The sequence below is a fragment of the Micropruina sp. genome (genome assembly GCF_027492755.1).
GTDB lineage: Bacteria > Actinomycetota > Actinomycetes > Propionibacteriales > Propionibacteriaceae > Micropruina.
Genome location: NZ_JAPUED010000186.1, coordinates 29,324 through 45,446 on the forward strand (window position 1 = coordinate 29,324; position 16,123 = coordinate 45,446).

At 69.1% G+C, this 16,123-nt stretch carries 18 protein-coding genes; 5 read left to right on the top strand and 13 right to left on the bottom strand.

Annotated features, from left to right (window positions below):
• Positions 1-149 precede the first annotated feature (149 nt).
• Both Q0066_RS12970 and Q0066_RS12975 read left to right on the top strand, forming a co-directional pair.
• Positions 150-719: a hypothetical protein gene (locus tag Q0066_RS12970; protein ID WP_298133533.1), complete on the top strand. Its 570-nt coding sequence runs from the start codon at positions 150-152 to the stop codon at positions 717-719.
• A gap of 67 nt (positions 720-786) precedes the next feature.
• A complete protein-coding gene (locus Q0066_RS12975) occupies positions 787-2,238 on the top strand; it encodes a phospholipase D-like domain-containing protein (RefSeq protein WP_298133535.1) in 1,452 nt (483 codons plus the stop codon).
• A 25-nt stretch (positions 2,239-2,263) separates the two neighbouring features.
• Here Q0066_RS12975 and rocD read toward each other — a convergent pair whose 3' ends face one another.
• The 3 genes from rocD to Q0066_RS12990 all read right to left on the bottom strand — a co-directional run bounded on the left by rocD (position 2,264) and on the right by Q0066_RS12990 (position 5,827).
• Complete coding sequence (rocD, locus tag Q0066_RS12980; protein WP_298133537.1) at positions 2,264-3,505, bottom strand: ornithine--oxo-acid transaminase; 1,242 nt, start codon at positions 3,503-3,505, stop codon at positions 2,264-2,266.
• Between the two features lie 130 nt (positions 3,506-3,635).
• A complete protein-coding gene (locus Q0066_RS12985) occupies positions 3,636-4,895 on the bottom strand; it encodes an ABC transporter permease (protein ID WP_298133539.1) in 1,260 nt (419 codons plus the stop codon).
• Positions 4,892-5,827, bottom strand: coding sequence for an ATP-binding cassette domain-containing protein (locus tag Q0066_RS12990; protein WP_298133541.1), 936 nt, complete (start codon positions 5,825-5,827; stop codon positions 4,892-4,894). Before Q0066_RS12990 ends, Q0066_RS12985 begins: the two co-directional genes overlap by 4 nt.
• A 72-nt stretch (positions 5,828-5,899) precedes the next feature.
• On the opposite strand from Q0066_RS12990, the gene Q0066_RS12995 reads away from it, so the two are divergent.
• A complete protein-coding gene (locus tag Q0066_RS12995; protein ID WP_298133543.1) occupies positions 5,900-6,394 on the top strand; it encodes a universal stress protein in 495 nt (164 codons plus the stop codon).
• Positions 6,391-6,903, top strand: a complete 513-nt coding sequence (locus Q0066_RS13000) for a ribonuclease domain-containing protein (protein ID WP_298133545.1) — start codon at positions 6,391-6,393, stop codon at positions 6,901-6,903. Before Q0066_RS12995 ends, Q0066_RS13000 begins: the two co-directional genes overlap by 4 nt.
• Positions 6,904-6,915: 12 nt before the next feature.
• Here the strand turns inward: Q0066_RS13000 and Q0066_RS13005 are convergent, their stop codons facing one another.
• From Q0066_RS13005 to Q0066_RS13020, 4 genes are read right to left on the bottom strand one after another with little or no spacing between them, the layout of a single operon-like run.
• Positions 6,916-7,830 carry an ABC transporter substrate-binding protein gene (locus Q0066_RS13005; RefSeq protein WP_298133547.1) on the bottom strand — a complete coding sequence of 305 codons (915 nt, stop codon included), beginning with the start codon at positions 7,828-7,830 and terminating at the stop codon, positions 6,916-6,918.
• A 33-nt stretch (positions 7,831-7,863) separates the two neighbouring features.
• Positions 7,864-8,547 (bottom strand): ABC transporter permease, encoded by a 684-nt coding sequence (locus Q0066_RS13010; protein WP_298133549.1) that lies wholly within the window; start codon positions 8,545-8,547, stop codon positions 7,864-7,866.
• The gene (locus Q0066_RS13015) at positions 8,523-9,164 is read right to left on the bottom strand and encodes an ABC transporter permease subunit (RefSeq protein WP_298133551.1); all 642 of its coding nucleotides are present in this window, start codon (positions 9,162-9,164) and stop codon (positions 8,523-8,525) included. The genes Q0066_RS13010 and Q0066_RS13015 overlap by 25 nt, the downstream gene beginning before the upstream one ends.
• Before the next feature lies 1 nt (position 9,165).
• Positions 9,166-9,996, bottom strand: a complete 831-nt coding sequence (locus Q0066_RS13020; protein WP_298133553.1) for an ATP-binding cassette domain-containing protein — start codon at positions 9,994-9,996, stop codon at positions 9,166-9,168.
• Positions 9,997-10,095: 99 nt separating this feature from the next.
• On the opposite strand from Q0066_RS13020, the gene Q0066_RS13025 reads away from it, so the two are divergent.
• Positions 10,096-10,380, top strand: a complete 285-nt coding sequence (locus Q0066_RS13025; protein WP_298133555.1) for a GNAT family N-acetyltransferase — start codon at positions 10,096-10,098, stop codon at positions 10,378-10,380.
• Between the two features lies 1 nt (position 10,381).
• On the opposite strand, the gene Q0066_RS13030 is transcribed toward Q0066_RS13025, so the two are convergent.
• The 6 genes from Q0066_RS13030 to Q0066_RS13055 form a co-directional block, all read right to left on the bottom strand.
• Positions 10,382-11,113, bottom strand: a complete 732-nt coding sequence (locus Q0066_RS13030; RefSeq protein ID WP_298133557.1) for a glutamine amidotransferase — start codon at positions 11,111-11,113, stop codon at positions 10,382-10,384.
• Complete coding sequence (locus Q0066_RS13035; RefSeq protein ID WP_298133559.1) at positions 11,110-12,237, bottom strand: YbdK family carboxylate-amine ligase; 1,128 nt, start codon at positions 12,235-12,237, stop codon at positions 11,110-11,112. The genes Q0066_RS13030 and Q0066_RS13035 overlap by 4 nt, the downstream gene beginning before the upstream one ends.
• A gap of 90 nt (positions 12,238-12,327) precedes the next feature.
• The gene (locus tag Q0066_RS13040) at positions 12,328-13,167 is read right to left on the bottom strand and encodes a hypothetical protein (RefSeq protein WP_298133561.1); all 840 of its coding nucleotides are present in this window, start codon (positions 13,165-13,167) and stop codon (positions 12,328-12,330) included.
• 74 nt (positions 13,168-13,241) lie between these two features.
• On the bottom strand, positions 13,242-14,738 hold the full coding sequence (locus tag Q0066_RS13045) for an FG-GAP repeat protein (protein WP_298133563.1): 1,497 nt from the start codon (positions 14,736-14,738) through the stop codon (positions 13,242-13,244).
• An 87-nt stretch (positions 14,739-14,825) separates the two neighbouring features.
• Positions 14,826-15,143 (bottom strand): zf-TFIIB domain-containing protein, encoded by a 318-nt coding sequence (locus Q0066_RS13050; protein WP_298133565.1) that lies wholly within the window; start codon positions 15,141-15,143, stop codon positions 14,826-14,828.
• A gap of 4 nt (positions 15,144-15,147) precedes the next feature.
• Positions 15,148-15,990 carry a hypothetical protein gene (locus tag Q0066_RS13055; RefSeq protein WP_298133567.1) on the bottom strand — a complete coding sequence of 281 codons (843 nt, stop codon included), beginning with the start codon at positions 15,988-15,990 and terminating at the stop codon, positions 15,148-15,150.
• Between the last annotated feature and the right edge of the window lie 133 nt (positions 15,991-16,123).

The window sequence follows — 16,123 nt, forward strand, 5'->3', positions numbered from 1 at the left end:
CCGCCCCCCGCCCCCCCCCGGGCCCCCGGTGGGGGGGGCCCGCGGGGCGGGGGGCTTGTGGGCGGGTGGGTTCGGCCCGGGCTGCGCCCGGCCACTACGACTTTCTTCAGCAGGTGCAACGCCGGGACCGGTTGTCGCGTTGTTCGGTTATGCGAGCGTTGCTGCGTCTACTGGTCATCGCCGTCCTCGCGGTCAGTGGGGTGGCCGCGGCCCCGGCCCCGGTGGCCTGCGCCTGCTCTTGCGTCGGTTACACCACGACCGAGGCGGTCGGCGCCGCGTCCGTGGTCTTCGGCGGCGAGGTGATCTCGACGGCAGAACCGAGCAGCCTCGGCAGCGGTGACCCGGTTCGCTACCAGATCCGGGTGAACCGGGTCTACAAGGGCCAGTTGCCCGAACAGGTGGTGGTCTCCTCGCCCGCCGGTGAGCCCAGTTGCGGCATCCGTCTGGCGGGCAAGGTCACCGTGTTCGCCAGCGGCGCGGTGGACGCCCTGGAAACCAGTCTGTGCGCCGCCCCGATGAGACTGGACGTCAAGGCGCTCGGCGCTGGAGCCCGACCCGGTGCCGTGGCGCCGTCGGCTGACCCGTCCCAGAGGACGCCCACGCAGCCGCCGGCGCGGATCGCCGAAGCGCCGAACTGGCTGCTTCCGGGCCTGGCGATCCTGGCCGTCCTGCTGGCCGCCGCCGCCGGCACCCTGCTCGTCCGGCGCCGGCGTCCCTGACGCACGCCTCGGTGGCCACTATCCTCCCAACGACGGAGGGGCCAGTCCTCCAAAGTCAGGAGGACACATGACGGAGTGGGCTGGATGGTTCGGCATCACCATGGCGATCATCGACCTGGCGATCAAGGTTGTCGCGGTGGCCACCATTCCGCACAACCGGCGCCCGTCGTCGTCGCTCGGCTGGCTCCTGCTGATCATCATCACACCGGTGCTGGGGCTGGTGATCTTCCTGCTGATCGGCAGTCCGTTCGTTCGCGGACGGCGCCAGCTGGTGCAGGAGCGCGGCGACAAGATGATCACCAGCCGCGCGGCGGCGCTGCCCGACGTGCCCGAGGCCGGCCGGTTGCCGGACGGCTTGGCCGGGCTGGCGCGACTCAACCGGCACCTCACCTCGATACCGATGCTGGCCGGCACCAGTCACGGACTGTACGGCGACTACGCCGCCTCGCTCGCGGCGATGTCCGCCGCGGTCCGCGACGCCAGCAGCCGGGTCAACGTGGAGATGTACGCCATGGCCCGCGACCACGCGACCGAGGAGTTCTTCGACGCGATGGCGGACGCCGTCCGGCGCGGCGTGAAGGTGCGGGTGCTCTACGACCACATCGGGTCGCGCAAATACCCCGGCTTCAAAGCGATGAACGCGTGGATGGACGCCCACGGCATCGAGTGGCACCAGATGATGCCGATCAAGCCACTCCATGGACGCTGGCGCCGCCCCGACCTGCGCAACCACCGCAAGCTGCTGGTGGTCGACAGCGAGGTGGCGTTCATGGGGTCGCAGAACATGATCGACTCCAGCTACCTGATGCCGGCCAACCTCAAGATCGGACGGCACTGGCTCGACCTGAACATCAAGCTGACCGGTCCGGTAGTGGCCTCCATCGAGGCCGTCTTCGCGCTGGACTGGCTGACCGAGACCGGTGAGTCACTGGCCGAGCACGTCCGACAGCCCGGGGCCGATCCGGGCGGACAGCCGATGCAGCTGGTGCCCTCGGGGCCGGGCTACCGGACGATGCCGAACCTGCGGCTGTTCACCGCACTGATCCACCGGGCCCAGCACCGGCTCTCGATCACCAGCCCGTACTTCGTGCCCGAGGACTCGCTGCTCGAGGCGGTGACCACCGCCGCCTACCGCGGGGTCGACGTCGAGTTGTTCGTCTCCGAGGAGGCGGACCAGTTCGTCGTGCACAACGCCCAGGCGTCGTACTACGAGGCGCTGCTCGAGGCCGGCGTCCGGATCTACCTCTATCCGAAGCCGACCGTGCTGCACGCGAAGTTCTTCACCGTCGACGACGTGGCCGGGGTGATCGGTTCGTCGAACATGGACTACCGCTCGTTCGGCCTCGACTATGAGATCTCGCTGCTGGGAACGGCCCCGGAGTTCGTCGCCGACCTGCAGCGCGTCGCCGACGGCTACCGAGGCATCTGCCGGGAACTGACCGCGCAGGAGTGGGCGGCCAGGCCGCGCCTGCAGCGCTACAAGGAGAACGTCACCCGGTTGATGGCGATCCTGCAGTAGCCGTGCGGGCCCGGCCCTTCGGCGCTCAGCCCTTCTCGGCGCGGGCCTCGGCCAGGGCGTCGATCAACGCGTCGATCGCCTGGTCGAGTTCTTCCCGCTCGATGACCAGCGGCGGCGCCAGCCGGATGGTCTTGGTGTGGGTGTCCTTGGCGATCACACCACGGTTCAGCAGCCGGTAGCAGATCGATCGGGCGCTGCCCAGGTACGGGTCGATGTCGACGCCGGCCCACAGGCCCTTGCCGCGGACGGCGTCCACCCCGTGGCCGATCAGGCCCTTCAGCCGGGAGTGCAGGTGGGCGCCGAGCTCGGCGGAGCGCTGCTGCAGTTCGCCGGTGCGCAGGATCTCGATCGCGGCCAGCCCGACCGCCGCGGCCAGCGGGTTGCCGCCGAAGGTGGAGCCGTGCTGGCCCGGATGCAGCAGGCCCAGGACGTCGCGGTTGCCGACCACCGCCGAGACCGGCATGATGCCGCCGCCGAGCGCCTTGCCGAGGATGTAGAGGTCGGGCACGACCCCGCTGTGGTCGCAGGCGAAGGTGGTGCCGGTGCGACCCAGTCCGGACTGGATCTCGTCGGCGATGAACAGGATGTTCCGCTCGGTGCACAGCTTGCGCAGCGCCGGCAGGAAGCTCTTCGGCGGCACGATCACGCCGGCCTCGCCCTGGATCGGCTCGGCCAGGACGGCGACGGTGTTGGCGTCGATCTCGTCGGCGATGGCGTGGATGTCGCCGTAGGGCACCGTCCGGAAGCCGGGGGTGAACGGGCCGAAGTTGCGGCGGGCGGTCTCGTCATTGCTGAACGAGATCACCGTGGTGGTGCGGCCGTGGAAGTTGTTGGCCATCACGATGATGTTGGCGTGCCGCTCCTCGACGCCCTTGGTCTCGTAACCCCACTTGCGGGCCAGCTTGATCGCCGACTCGACGGCCTCGACGCCGGTGTTCATCGGCAGCACCATCTCTTTGCCGCACAACTCGGCCAGGGCCTGGATGAACGGCCCGTAGGTGGCGGAGAACACCGCGCGGGAGGTGATGGTCACCTTCTGCAGCTGCTCGGCGGCGACCTTGGTCAAAGCCGGATGGCAGTGCCCGAAATTGACCGCCGAGTAGGCGGAGAGGAAGTCGAGGTAGCGGTTGCCGTCGATGTCGGTCAGCCAGGCGCCCGAGCCGGATTCGATGACGACCGGCAGCGGCAGGTAGTTGTGGGCACCCCAGGTCTCGGTCTGCTCGATTGCCTGCTGCTGCGTGGAGCTCAGTCCTCGACGGTCTGTCATGCGAAATCCTCCGCTCGGTTACCTCTTCGACCGCAAGACTTGCGGTCGAAACGTTCTAGGACGCAATAAAGCGCCGAGCGTAAGGGTAGCGGAGGACGTCCGCATGCGCTAGACGGAAGTCGAGAGCATGCTACCGCCCCGGCCTCCAACCCAGAGCCCGACCGATCTTCACTCGGCTGCCGTAGCTGATCGACCCCGTCCGGAACAGCCGGACACCCAGGATCAGGAACGCCCAACCGCAGACCGCCAGGATGGCCAGCGAGATCAGCGCCTCCCACCAGTAGAGGCCGCCGGTCGCGTTGCGCAGCAGCGCCGACACCGGAGCAGTGAGCGGGAAGAAGGTGAAGATCTGCGACACCACCCCGTGCGGGTCCGAGACCAGCAGCGATGCCGCGTAGAGCGGAATGAACATCGACATCACCACGATGCCGAAGGTGTTGCCGGCCTCCTTCGCGCTGGGCATCACCGCACCGATGGCGACCAGCAGCCCGGTGAACATCAGGAAGCTGAACAGGAAGAGCAGAAAGCCGATCGCCATCGAACCGGCGTTGATCGGGAACGATCCCAGCATCGGCACGCCCGCCGAGGGTTCGGCCAACCCGAGGCTGCTGCTGAACAGGCCGAAGACGATGCTCGCCGGAATGCCGACCACCAGGCCCTGGACGATCCCGATACCCACCAGTGCCAGCACCTTGCCGACGATCAGCGTGGTCGGGTTCATCGTGGTCAGGATCATCTCGGTGACCCGGTTCTCCTTCTCCTCCAAAGTGACGTTGAGCATCTGGTTGCCCAGCATCAGCACCGCCATGTAGAAGAGCACCAGGAAGATGCCGGGTGCGATGACCCCGGCGATGCCCGCGGTCGGCGCTCCGTCGGCATAGGTGACCAACTGCACGTCGGGCGGATGGATGGCCAGCTTGGCCAGCGTCGGATCGCCGATCTTCTTCTCGATGGACGCCTGGAACACCGCTGCGGCAACGGCGTTGTAGCGGCTGGAGTCGAACAGCCCCAGATCCTGGCCCTGGACGTCGATCGGCTGGCTGAGCGGATCCTTCGGATAGTCGATGTGGCATTGCGAGGTGCCGGCCGCCACGGCCTCGCGGGCGGCTGTCGCGTCGCTGACCGGGGTGCCGCCGGCGGCCTTGGCCACCGCCGGGTCGATCAGCCCGGAGGCGTCGGTGTAGGTGAAGGTGACCGAGGCCGAGTCCTGGCTCTCGACGCGCTGCGCAGTGGTCTGGCCGCTGAGCGCGATCAGCCCGACGACGACCGCGATGAGCAGCGGCACCGACAGCGAGATGAGCCAGAACCGCGGCTTCGTCACGGTGCGGCGGAACTCGAACGAGATCACCGTGCCCAGGTTGTGCCGCCCGGGGGCGCGTCCGTCGCTCATGCCGCCACCGCCTCGTCGCCGTACACCTTCAGGAAGATCTCCTCCAGCGACACCCGCGCGGTGGAGAAGTCACGCAGCTGGACGCCGGCGTCCAGCAGTTCGCGCAACACGGTGCCGGTGTCGGTGCCCTCGGGCAGCTCCAGCTCGGCGTAGTTGCGTTCGCTGACCGCCACCCGGTAGTGCGCCGAGTCCGGAAGCACGCCGCTGAACGAGAGCCGCATCCGACGGCCGCCGAAGGCATCCTGCACCTCGGCGACCGTGCCGTAGGCCTCGGCCCGGCCGTCCTTGAGCAGCAGGATGCGGTCGCACAGGCGCTCCACCTCGTCCATCTGGTGGGTGACCATGATCACCGTCGAGCCCTGGGCACGCTGCTCGTCGACCAGATCCATCAGCAGCCGACGATTGACCGGGTCGAAACCCTTGGTCGGCTCGTCGAGGATCAGGATGCTCGGGGCATTCATGATCGTGACGCCCAGTTGCACCTTCTGCTGCTGGCCGCCGGACAGCTTGTCCAGCCTGACCTTGGCGTGGTGCTGCAGCCCGACCCGTTCCAGGAAGGTCCGCGACCAGGCGTCCGCCTGATCGCGGCTGAGGCCCTTGAGCCGTCCGAAATACACCATCACGTCGATCACCGACTCCTTGCGGTACAGGCCGCGTTCCTCCGGCAGGTAGCCGAGCCGGGAACCCTGCGCCGGATCGAAGCGGCGGCCCTCCACCAGCAGGCTGCCCGCCGTCGGTTGGTAGATGCCCAGCAACGCGCGGATCGTGGTGGTCTTGCCCGAGCCGTTGGAGCCCAGCAGCCCGAACGTCTCGCCGGCACGGACGTCGAAGCTCAGATCGTCGATGACGACCTGATCGCCGAAGGCCATCCGGAAGTCCTGCACGTCGATGACAGGGGTGGGGATCGCAGGGGTGATTGGTCGATCGCTCATGGTTCCACTTGACCACGTCGATCAAGCCCGAAGCCAGCCCGCCCCGCCCTGGCTGGCCACTAGAGTCGATGCATGGAAGCGCCATTGCCCATCATCGTCGGCAACGACGGTTCGGATTTCGCCAGGCTCGCCACGCATCGGGCGTTGTGGTTGGGCCATCAATTGCAGGCACCGGTGCGGATCGTCCGGGCCTGGTCGATCAGCACGGCACCGCGGCCGGCCAGCTGGTCGCCGGGCTACGTGCCGCCCGCCGACGACTTCGAGGCCGCGGTTCGCGAGCGGCTGGAACGCGACGTCGCGGCGCTGCTCGCCGAGTTCCCCGAGGTCGAGGTGACCCTGGAGACGCCGCACGGTCCACCCGGACGGGAACTGCTGAAGGCCTCTCAGGGTGCCCGCATCCTGGTCGTCGGCACTCGCGGCGCCGGTGGCTTCAAGGGGCTGCTGATGGGCTCGGTCTCCGACCAGGTCGTCGAGCACGCCACCTGTGACGTGCTGGTGGTGCGCCGGGGCATCGACGAGCAGTCACCCGGACGCCGGGCGCGGCTGGACGGCATCTTCGACCAGTGAGCGGGCCGGCCCCGGGGCGCCGTCCGGACCTGCGGCGTCCGCTGGTTGTTCTCGGCCTGCTGGTGGTGCTGGTGCTGGCCGGGCTGCAGTGGTGGAACAGCGACGGGGGCCGCACCACGACGGCGCCCTCGGTCTCACCCGTCTCGGTCTCGCCCTCCGCGCGCACGACCCGGACGCCGAGCCCACGGACCAGCTCACCGGCCTCCTCCGGCCTGCCCGCGTGCCGGGACGTGCCGAAAGAGGTGGCGGTCACTGTCGCGGCGGTACGCAACGGCGGGCCCTACCTACGACCCCAGGACGACAGCGGCACGTTCGCCAACCGGGAGGGCCTGCTGCCCGCCGAACCGCGTGGCTACTACCGGGAATACACGGTGCGTGCGCCCGGCGTCCGGTTCCCCGGACCGCGGCGGCTGATCACCGGCGGCCAGGCGCGAGCGGGCGCCGAACCGGAGGTGTGGTTCTACACCTCCGACCATTACGCCTCGTTCTGCAAGCTCCTTCCCGGCTGACCAGCGACTGGGTCAGCCGAGCAAGCCCTTGCTGGTCAGCCAAGCCTTGGCGATCACCGCGGACGACTGCTGCTTGGTGACGCTGAGCGCGTTGAGCTGCACCAGCTCCTCGGTGCTCAGCTTGGCGTCGACCGCGTCGATCGCTGCGGCAGCGGCCTCGTTCACCTTGGCGGACACGATCGGCACCACGTTCTGCGGCAGCACCAGGCTCTTCGGATCGCTCAGCGTGGTCAGGTTGTTGCTGGCGATCGACGGATCAGCGGAGTAGATGTCGGCGGTGTCGCACTTGCCGTCCTCCAGCGCCTTGATGGTGAGCGGGCCGCCGGAATCTTCCACCGGCACCACTTCGGCGTCGACCCCGTAGGCGGATTTGAGCCCGGTCGGGCCGTAAGGACGTTTGGCCAGCTCGGAGTTGCCGCACACCTTGATCGTGCGGTTCAGCTTCGCCAGGTCGGCGATGCTGGTCAGCGAGTTGGCCTTGGCGAAGTCGGCGGTGACGTTGTAGGAGTCCTGATCGGTGGCCGACGCCGCGGTCAGCGGCCGCAGACCCTGGCCGAGTGCCGCCGGCAGCGCGGCCAGCACCTCTTCGCCGGTGCTGGCGGTGGCCTTCTTGTCCAGGTACTGCAGCAGGTTGCCGGAGTACTCGGGGAAGACGTCGATCTTGCCCGCCTGCAGCTCGGGCAGGTACACCTCACGCTGGCCGATCTGGTACTGCCGGGTGATCGTGAAGCCCTTGGCCTCAAGCGACTGGGCGTACAGCTCGGCGATGATCTCGTTGGAGTAGTACTGCTGCGAGCCGACGATCAGGGTGCCGCCGGCGGAGGCGGACGGCGCCGGGGCGCTGGGCGAGCCGAGTGGATTCGACGACGAGCAGGCGGTCAACGCCAACGCTCCAGCCGCCACCAGGGCGGCGATGCGGGTCTTCATGGGTTTCCTTTCGGTCGGATCTCGGTTTCGGGGTCAGACGACGTGCAGCCGGCGAGCGGTGACCCGCTCGGCGATCTCGAACAGGGCTTCCAGGATCAGGGCGATCAGCACCACCAGCAGGGCGGAGGCGAGCATCTGCGGATAGTCCTGGGTCTTCAGGCCGAGGAACAGGAATCTGCCCAGGCCGCCGGCGCCGACGTAGGCGGCGAGGGTCGCCGTGGCGACCACCTGCAGCGTCGCCGAGCGGACCCCGCCGAGCAGCAGCGGCAGCCCCAGCGGGATCTCCACCCGGGTGAGCAGCTGCCAGTCCGACATGCCCATCGCCCGGGCGGCGTCGATGGTGCGCGGGTCGATCGCCTCGATGCCGGCGTAGGCGCCGGCCAGCACGGACGGCACCGCCAGCAGCACCAGCGCCACCAGGGGCGCCACCAGCCCGATGCCGAGGATCAGGCCCACCAACGTCACCACGCCCAGCGTGGGCAACGCCCGGGCAGCCCCGGTGGAGGCCACCACCAGTCCGCGCCCGCGGCCGGTGTGCCCGACCAGGTAGCCCAGCGGGATCGCGATGACGCTGGCCAGCAGCACCGCCAGCAGGGTGTACCACAGGTGCTCGGCCGAGCGTGCCCACACTCCGCCGCTGCCCTCGGCGTTGGCCGGGTCGAGAATCCAGGCGATCGCCTCGGTGAAGTAGTTCATCGGCGCGCCGCCCGCGTCCACGGCATCAGTGCCCGGCCGAGCAGCACCAGCAGAGCGTCGATCACCAGCGCAAGCACGACGGTGGCGATGATGCCGGTGAGCACCTCGGCCAGGATGCCGCGCTGGAAGCCGTCCACGAACAGCAGGCCCAGGTTGTCCACGCCGAGCAGCGAACTGACGGTGACCAGGCTGATCGTGCTGACCGCGACCACCCGCAGCCCGGCCAACAGCACCGGTCCGGCCAGTGGCAGCTCGACCTGCCAGAACCGGCCGGCGGCCGAGTAGCCGAGTGCGGTGGACGACAGCCGTACCGGCGCACCGACCGAGGCCAGCGCGTCCGCGGCCGAGCGCACCATCAGCGCCAGGCCGTACAGGGTGAGTGCCACGATCACGTTCGCGGCATCGCGGACGCCGAACCCGAGGATCGTGGGCAGCACCACGAACAGCGGCAGTGACGGAATGGCGTAGAGCAGCCCGGCGGCGGTCAGCAGGGTGGCCCTCGACCACTGGTGGGTGGCCGCGAACCAGCCCAGCGGCAGGGCCAGCACGAAGGACAGCACGATGGCGGGCACGGCGAGCAGCAGATGTGACACGGTCCGAGAACCGATCAGTTCCAGGTTCGCCAGCACCCAGCCCATCTCAGCTCTCCGCTCGCGGGGGGTCGGCCAGCCGGCCGGCGGGGCGTCCGTGGCCGTCGACCACCAGCGTGCCGCCGGGGGTCTCGCGCAGGTGCAGGTCGAGGCCGCCGCGGCCCAGCCCGAGGAAGTCGGCGACGAACTCGTCGGCCGGCTCGGCGACCACCTGCTGGGGGCTGCCGGCCTGCGCGACGCGGGCGCCTTTGGCCAGGATCACGATCTGGTCGCCCAGGGCGAGTGCCTCGGCGATGTCGTGGGTGACGAAGACGATGGTCTTGTGCAGTTCCCGCTGGATGCGCAGCAACTCGGTCTGCAGATCGGCCCTGACCAGGGGATCGACGGCGCCGAACGGCTCGTCCATCAGCAGGATGTTGGGGTCGGCTGCCAGCCCGCGGGCCACCCCGACCCGCTGCTGCTGCCCGCCGGAGAGCTGATCGGGGTACCGGTTCGCCATCGACGTTTCGAGCCCGACCAGTTCCATCAACTCCAGGGCCCGGCGGTGCGCCTCGGCCTTGGGCGTTCCGTTCAGCAGCGGCACCGTGGCGATGTTGTCGATCACCTTGCGGTGCGGCAGCAGGCCGGCGTTCTGCATCACGTAGCCGATCCGGCGGCGCAGCGGCACCGGCGCGATGTCGGCCACGTTGTCGTCGTCGATCCACACCGAGCCCGAGGTCGGGTCGACCATCCGGTTCACCATGCGCAGCAGGGTGGTCTTGCCGCAGCCCGACGAACCGACCAGGACGGTCGTCTGCCCGCTGGGTGCCTGCAAGCTGAAGTCACGGACGGCCTCGGTGCCGTCCGGATACGACTTGCTGACGTTGTCGAAGCGGATCATTGCTCCTACCTAACCTCATCCCGCGTCGATTGTTCCCGGTGCCGCTGACAGTTCCTGACGCAGCCGGTAGTTTTCACCCCATCGGGGGAAGGGGACTCAGTGAGCGACACCGTCGAGCACAACGAACGCAAGCATCGTTTCGAGATCCGCGCGGACGGCGAGCTGGCCGGGTTCGCGCACTATCACCTCTCCAACGGGGTCGCCGATTTCGACCACACCGAAGTGCAGCCGCGGTTCAACGGACGAGGTCTCGGCACCACGCTGGTCAGCGGCGCCCTCGATCAGGTGCGCTCAGCAGGGCAGTGGAAGATCCGGGCCAGCTGCCCGTTCGTGGCGATCTTCGTCAAGCGGCACCCGGAGTACGCCGACCTGGTGGTCGACTAGCTCAGTCCCGGGCGTAGCGGGTGACGAAATTGCGCAGCAGCCGGTGCGGATGCTCGTCCACCCCGGACTTGCGGGCCATCTCGATCAGGATCTCGAAGTCGTCGGGGTGGAAGTAGCCGGCGTTGCGGTAGATCGCCATCCGCTGCTCCAGCGACGCGACGTCCAACTCGGGATGGAACTGGGTGACGTAGACATTGCGGCCGTGCCGGTACATCTGCACCGGGCAGGCGGTGCCGGTGGCCAGCAGGGTGACGCCGGGAGGCGCCCCGTTGCAGGCCTCCTTGTGCCCCACGAACGCCTGGAACGTCGCGGGGAGACCGGCCAGCAGTGGATCGTCGGCGGCCTGTGGGGTGAGCGTCACCTCGATCGCGCCGAGGCCTTCGCCGTAGGTCCGGTCGACCGTTCCGCCGAGGTGGACGGTGACCGTCCCGATGCCGTAACACATGCCCAGGAACGGGAAGTCGGCATCGACGATCTGGTCGAGCACGGTGCGCAGGTCGGCCTCGACCCGCAGCTGCAGGTCGGACTTCTCGGCGTCCGAGACATTGAACGGGCCGCCGCCCAGGAACACCCCGGAGTAGTCGTCGAGCCGCAGCTCGGGCAGTGGGCCCGACTCGACCCGGATCTGGATCAGTTCCTCCGGCGAGAGGCCGGCGTGCTGGCGGACCGACTCGTATTCGTCGCCGGCCGCCTTGTCATGGTCGCGGGTGGCCAGCAGCACGAACGGTTTCACGCCGAGAAGGGTAGCCGTGCGGGCGCGGCGGCGCCGGTCTCGTCCACCAGTTGCCGCAACGCGGCCGCCGGGTCGCCGGCCGCGCGCTGCCGCAGATAGCTGGGTCCGGTGGCCATCAGTTCGGCGACGAAACGCAACTCATCGGGGCAGCCGAGTTCCGCGGCGATCGGCTCCAGGCGGTTCAGCCAGTCCTCGATGCCCTCACGGATCGACCGCAGCTTGTCCTTCACCCGCGGTGTGATCACGTCGGTGTCCAGGCCGTAGCGAGCAGCCCGCCACTTGTTCTCCTTCATGAACCACACCGGCAGCCGGGCGATGGCCCGGCCGTCGTCCAGCTCGCGCGACATGTACTCGACCAGGCATTGGGTGAACGCGGTCAGCGCACCCAGCTCGGCGAAGGTGGGCACCGAGTCGAGCACCCGGTTCTCCACGGTGCCGAAGGTCGAGGGCCGGACGTCCCAGCGGATCTCGTTGGGTGCCGAGATCATCCCGGCGTCCTCCAGTTCGGTCGCGTAGTGCTCGAATTCCTCCCAACTGTCCATCGGGTAGGGCAGGCCGTTGGTCGGCAGCTGCTGGAAGATCATCGTGCGCTGCGAGGCGTAACCGCTGTCCTCGCCCTCCCAGAACGGTGAGGACGCCGACAGCGCGATGAAGTACGGCGAGAACCGGGCCAGCCCGTAAGTGATCGGGAGTGCCTTGTCGCGATGGTCGATGCCGACGTGGATGTGGGTGCCGAAGATCGCCATCTGCCGGCCCCAGTAGGCGTTGCGCTCCTTCACGACGTTGTAGCGCCAGAAGTCGAACGGTTCGGAATCGGCGGCCTTGTCGATCGGGTGCGCGCCGGCGCCGAGCAGCCGGGTGTCGGCGCCGAGGATCTGCTGCACCCGTTCCATGCTCTCGGTCAGGTCGCCCATCGCCTCGTCGACCCGGTGATGGACGCCGGTAACCAGTTCGATCATGTCGGTCAGATACTCGCGGCGGATCGGCCCGGACTTCGGGTCGTCCACGGCGTCCAGCACCTGCTGGGCGCGCGGCACCAGGGTGAGCGTGGCGGCGTCCACCAGGGCGAGTTCCCACTCGACCCCGATCGTGGACTCGCCCGAGGGCGCGAAGTCGAACCGCATCGGTGCTCCCGTCCGGCGACCGGGCGAGGGCCGGCCGCAGAGGGAGTGTAGTGCGGGGTGCTGCGAACAGGCGAGGGCTGGCTTCGAGGGTTAGGCGTCGACCCAGCCGTAGATGCCCTTGGCCGGAATGATCCGCTCGGTGACCTTGTTCTTCACGTTTCCGCCGATCACCCGCAGCGTTCCGTCGGCCAGCACCTCGGTCACAATGTCGACGCGGGTTGAGGTCTTGGGGCTTTGCGGGCCGGTGCCGGACAGCACCAGGTCACCGACGCCGACCCCGTCCACACCCGGATGGGAGCGGTTGTGCTTCTGGCCCCAGGTGTACAGGTCGCCGCTGAACGAGAACTTCGGGACGACATCGCCCGACTTGTTCCACACCCAGGTGGCGAACAGCGCGTCCCACGGCATGCAGGCGCCGTAGGGGGTGCAGTCCTTCGGCTTCCCCTTGCGTTCGCCGACACCGGCCTGGCTACGGGCTTTGGCGACGATGAGCTGCTCGACGTCGGGCGGCTTCGGGGGTGTCGTGGACGGCGTGGGCGCCGCCTCCTGGCAGACCGAGAGCGCCGCCGAATCGCCCCCGTCGACGAAGACGGTGGAGACGTAGCCGGTCTTCTTCTTCCAGGTGACCTTGTTCCACACGTTGGAGGCCCGGGAGCCGTTGCTGACCGTGGCGCCGACCGTCTTGCAGCGCAGCGTGATCACGGTCTTGTGCTTGATCCGGGCCAGTCGCTTGCTCTGCGTGGTGGGCTGGGCGCGCAGCGACAGCGGTGTGGTCTTGTTGGTGCGGACGGTGCCCTTCACCGGGGGCGCTTGCACGCTCGGCGGCGGGCTGCCCGCCGAACCCGTCGGATCCGGATCGGAACCCGGCCCGCCGCAACCGGCGAGCAGGGCCGCCAGCATCACCGCCAACGCCGCACCCCGTCTTGCCATAGAGGGACGCTAACACGAGGGACGGGCCGAATCCGCTCAAGGGACAGGTGAGCGGATCCGGCCCGGGATTTTGGTCAGGCCGCGGCGGCAGTTGCCACGGTCTCGCCGAACAGGGTGTCGGCCGGAGGAGTGGCGGAGCCGGTGTCCTCCAGCACCAGCGACCACCAGCTGGTCAAGGTGCGCGAGTAGGTCACCGAGCCGGCGTCCTCGGCGCTGCCGATGTCTTCCTCGGGGGCGCCGATCACCACCCCGTCGCGCATCGCTTCACCGTCGTTGAGGTTGCCGTTGAGCACGCCGACGGCTGAGCCGAAACCGTCCCGGGGCTCAGGCTTGCCGACGATGCCGTCCTTGCCCTGACGGAACACCTTGACCGCACCGCCGGTGCGGTTGGCCCGGAACATCAGCACGGCGCCGGCGTTGAACTGCTTGTCCACCGACTTGCCGGGGATGCCCACGATGGCGGTGAGCTGGTCGAGGGTGTTGACGCCGAGCGCGACCGATGAGCCGAACCAGTCACCGGTGTGGTTGCTGCCGGGAATGCCGGCGCTGTTCTGATGGACGGCGCGCAGCGAGCGGAACTTCCGGGTGACCGGGTTGAAGTTCAGCACATGCACCTGGCCGGCGAAGTAGGCGGACCCGATCTTCTCGCCGGGGGCGCCGACGAGCACGTAGTTGTCCCGGAAGGCCACCGCGGCGCCGAACAGGTCGTCGTTCTCGGCGGTGCCGGGGACACCCGGGGAGTTCTGGGTGACGGCGACGCCGCGGAACGTCGTCGGCTTGGCGGCGGTCGCCGACAGCAGGGTCACCGAACCGGCGTCGGTCCGCTTGCCGACGGCCTCGTTCGGGGTGCCGATCACGATCGTCCGGCCCTGACCGGCCAATGCCGTGCCGAACCGGTCGCCGTTCTCGGAGCTACCCGGAATGCCGGGCGAGTTCTGGGTGATCACCGTGCGTGAACCGGTCAGCGCGAAGCCTTTGGTCAGCGGCAGCACCTCGACGCGTCCGGCCTCCCACTTCTTGCCGTCGTCAGCGGTCGGTGCCGACACCACCAGCTGCTGGCCGGCGTTCACCAGTCCGGACGCGGTCTGCTTCTGCGGGGTGAGCAGCAGCACCTGGGCGCCGAAGCTGCCGTGGGCCGCGCTGCCGGTGAAGCTGGTCATCAGCGTCAGGGTGTTGCCGGCGCTGCCCTTGACCAGATGGGCGGCGCCCTTGCTGGACGAGCGGCCGGGTGCCCCGATGGCCAGATCGGCGCAGCCGTCGTCGTTCACGTCACCGAGGGCCACCGATTGGCCGAACCGGTCACCCTTGCTGGAGGGCAGACCCAGATCGGACGCCTTCAACAGGCGGCGCTCGCCGTCGCTGAACAGGATGTCGACGGCGCCGCGCTCGTTGTCGTAGGCCGGGACGCCGATCACGACGTCCGCCAGGCCGTCGCCGTTCAGATCGCCGGCGACCCCCTCACCGGCTGCGCAGTTGGGTGCGGCCTGGGCCCGCGGCGGCGCCAGGCAGGTGGTGGAGAGTCCGAGGCCGAGACCGAGGACGGCGGCAAGCAGCCGGTGCGAGCGAGACATGCGACCCCCTGTGATGTGTGGACACCCCACAGGTGCGCGATCCGCGCGCGCTGATACGTGCTCGTCGGGGACGAGCCGATTCGCTTGTCAGCTGGAGAAGAACAGGCCGCCCAGGCCCTGGCGGCGGTACCGCTTGCCGCCGCGGTGGCCCCACTCGGGTCCGTAGCCGTAGCCAGGATTCGGCGGTGGTGAGGCCACGAAACGGGCCTCCAGCTGGGTGATGTTCTCCAACTCGCCGAAGTCGAGGAAGACACCGCGGCAGTTCAGGCACTGTTCGATGTGGATGCCGTTGCGGTCAACGGTGCGCATGCTGCCCGCGCATTTGGGGCAGGTGAAACCGGCGGGAGCATTGCCACCGGGAGCGTACGGCTCGTAGCGGGGCATCGGGTCGGTCGGCGAGGACATGCTTTTACTCTGCCATGCGTCGACAAGCAGAAAGCAGTGTTTCCGCTGTGCGTCGGCTGTGGCCGTCGACGTCGGAGCGGACGGCGCGGACGGCGGCCACGAAGACCGCGCAGCGGGCCGGCAGATCGAGGCTCGGCCACGGATCTCCGGCTGCCGGAACGGCCGGGCCGCCGGCGTCGCGGTAGGCGTCCAGGAAGGTGTGCCAGGAGTCGTCGTCGAGCAGGCCGCAGGCCCAGAACCCGGCCGGGCGGGCCAGATCCCAGGCCGGGTCGCCGACGCCCAGGTCGTCGATGTCGAGCAGCCGCCAGCCGTCGGGGCCGCGTCCGAGTTGGCCCAGGTGCCAGTCGCCGTGCAGCAGGGATTCCCGGGCTTCCGGCTGGTCGGTTTCGCGGCTGAGCCGGACGCCGAGCTCGCGCAGTTCGCCCGGCGCTCGGTGGATTGCTCGGGTGAGGCGTTGTTGCCAGCCGTGGGCGGGTAGTCGGCGCGGAGGTGGTGTGCGGTGCAGGCCCGCCAGTAGGGCGCCGGACTGCGCCCAGGGCTGGTCTTCGGCGTCCGGATCGGCGACCTCGACGTGTGGCCAGACGCTCGCCGGGCGCCCGTCGGGTGCGGTGAGGGGGCTGGTGGTGAGTGGCCGGACGAACTGCTCGGTGTCGGCGGCGACCTGGAGCCGGAGGGCGAGAGCCTCCGGGTCGGTGCGTGGGGCGTGCAGCTTGACCGCCAGGTCGTCGAGGAACAGCAGCGTGGCCGCCGAGGCGGTGTGCCGAACCTCGATCGGGCCGCCGCCCGGGCGTCCGAGACCGCGCGCCAGCGCACGCGTCCATGATTCGACCGGGTCGTCGGCTGTCACATTCGCCATTCTTCCTGGAAGGATCGGGGAGAAGTGACCAACCCGACTCAGACGAAAGGCTCAACCATGGCGATCACCATGATCTGCAACGTGCACGTGAAGGACGACAGCATCGAGGCGTTCAAGGCGGCCT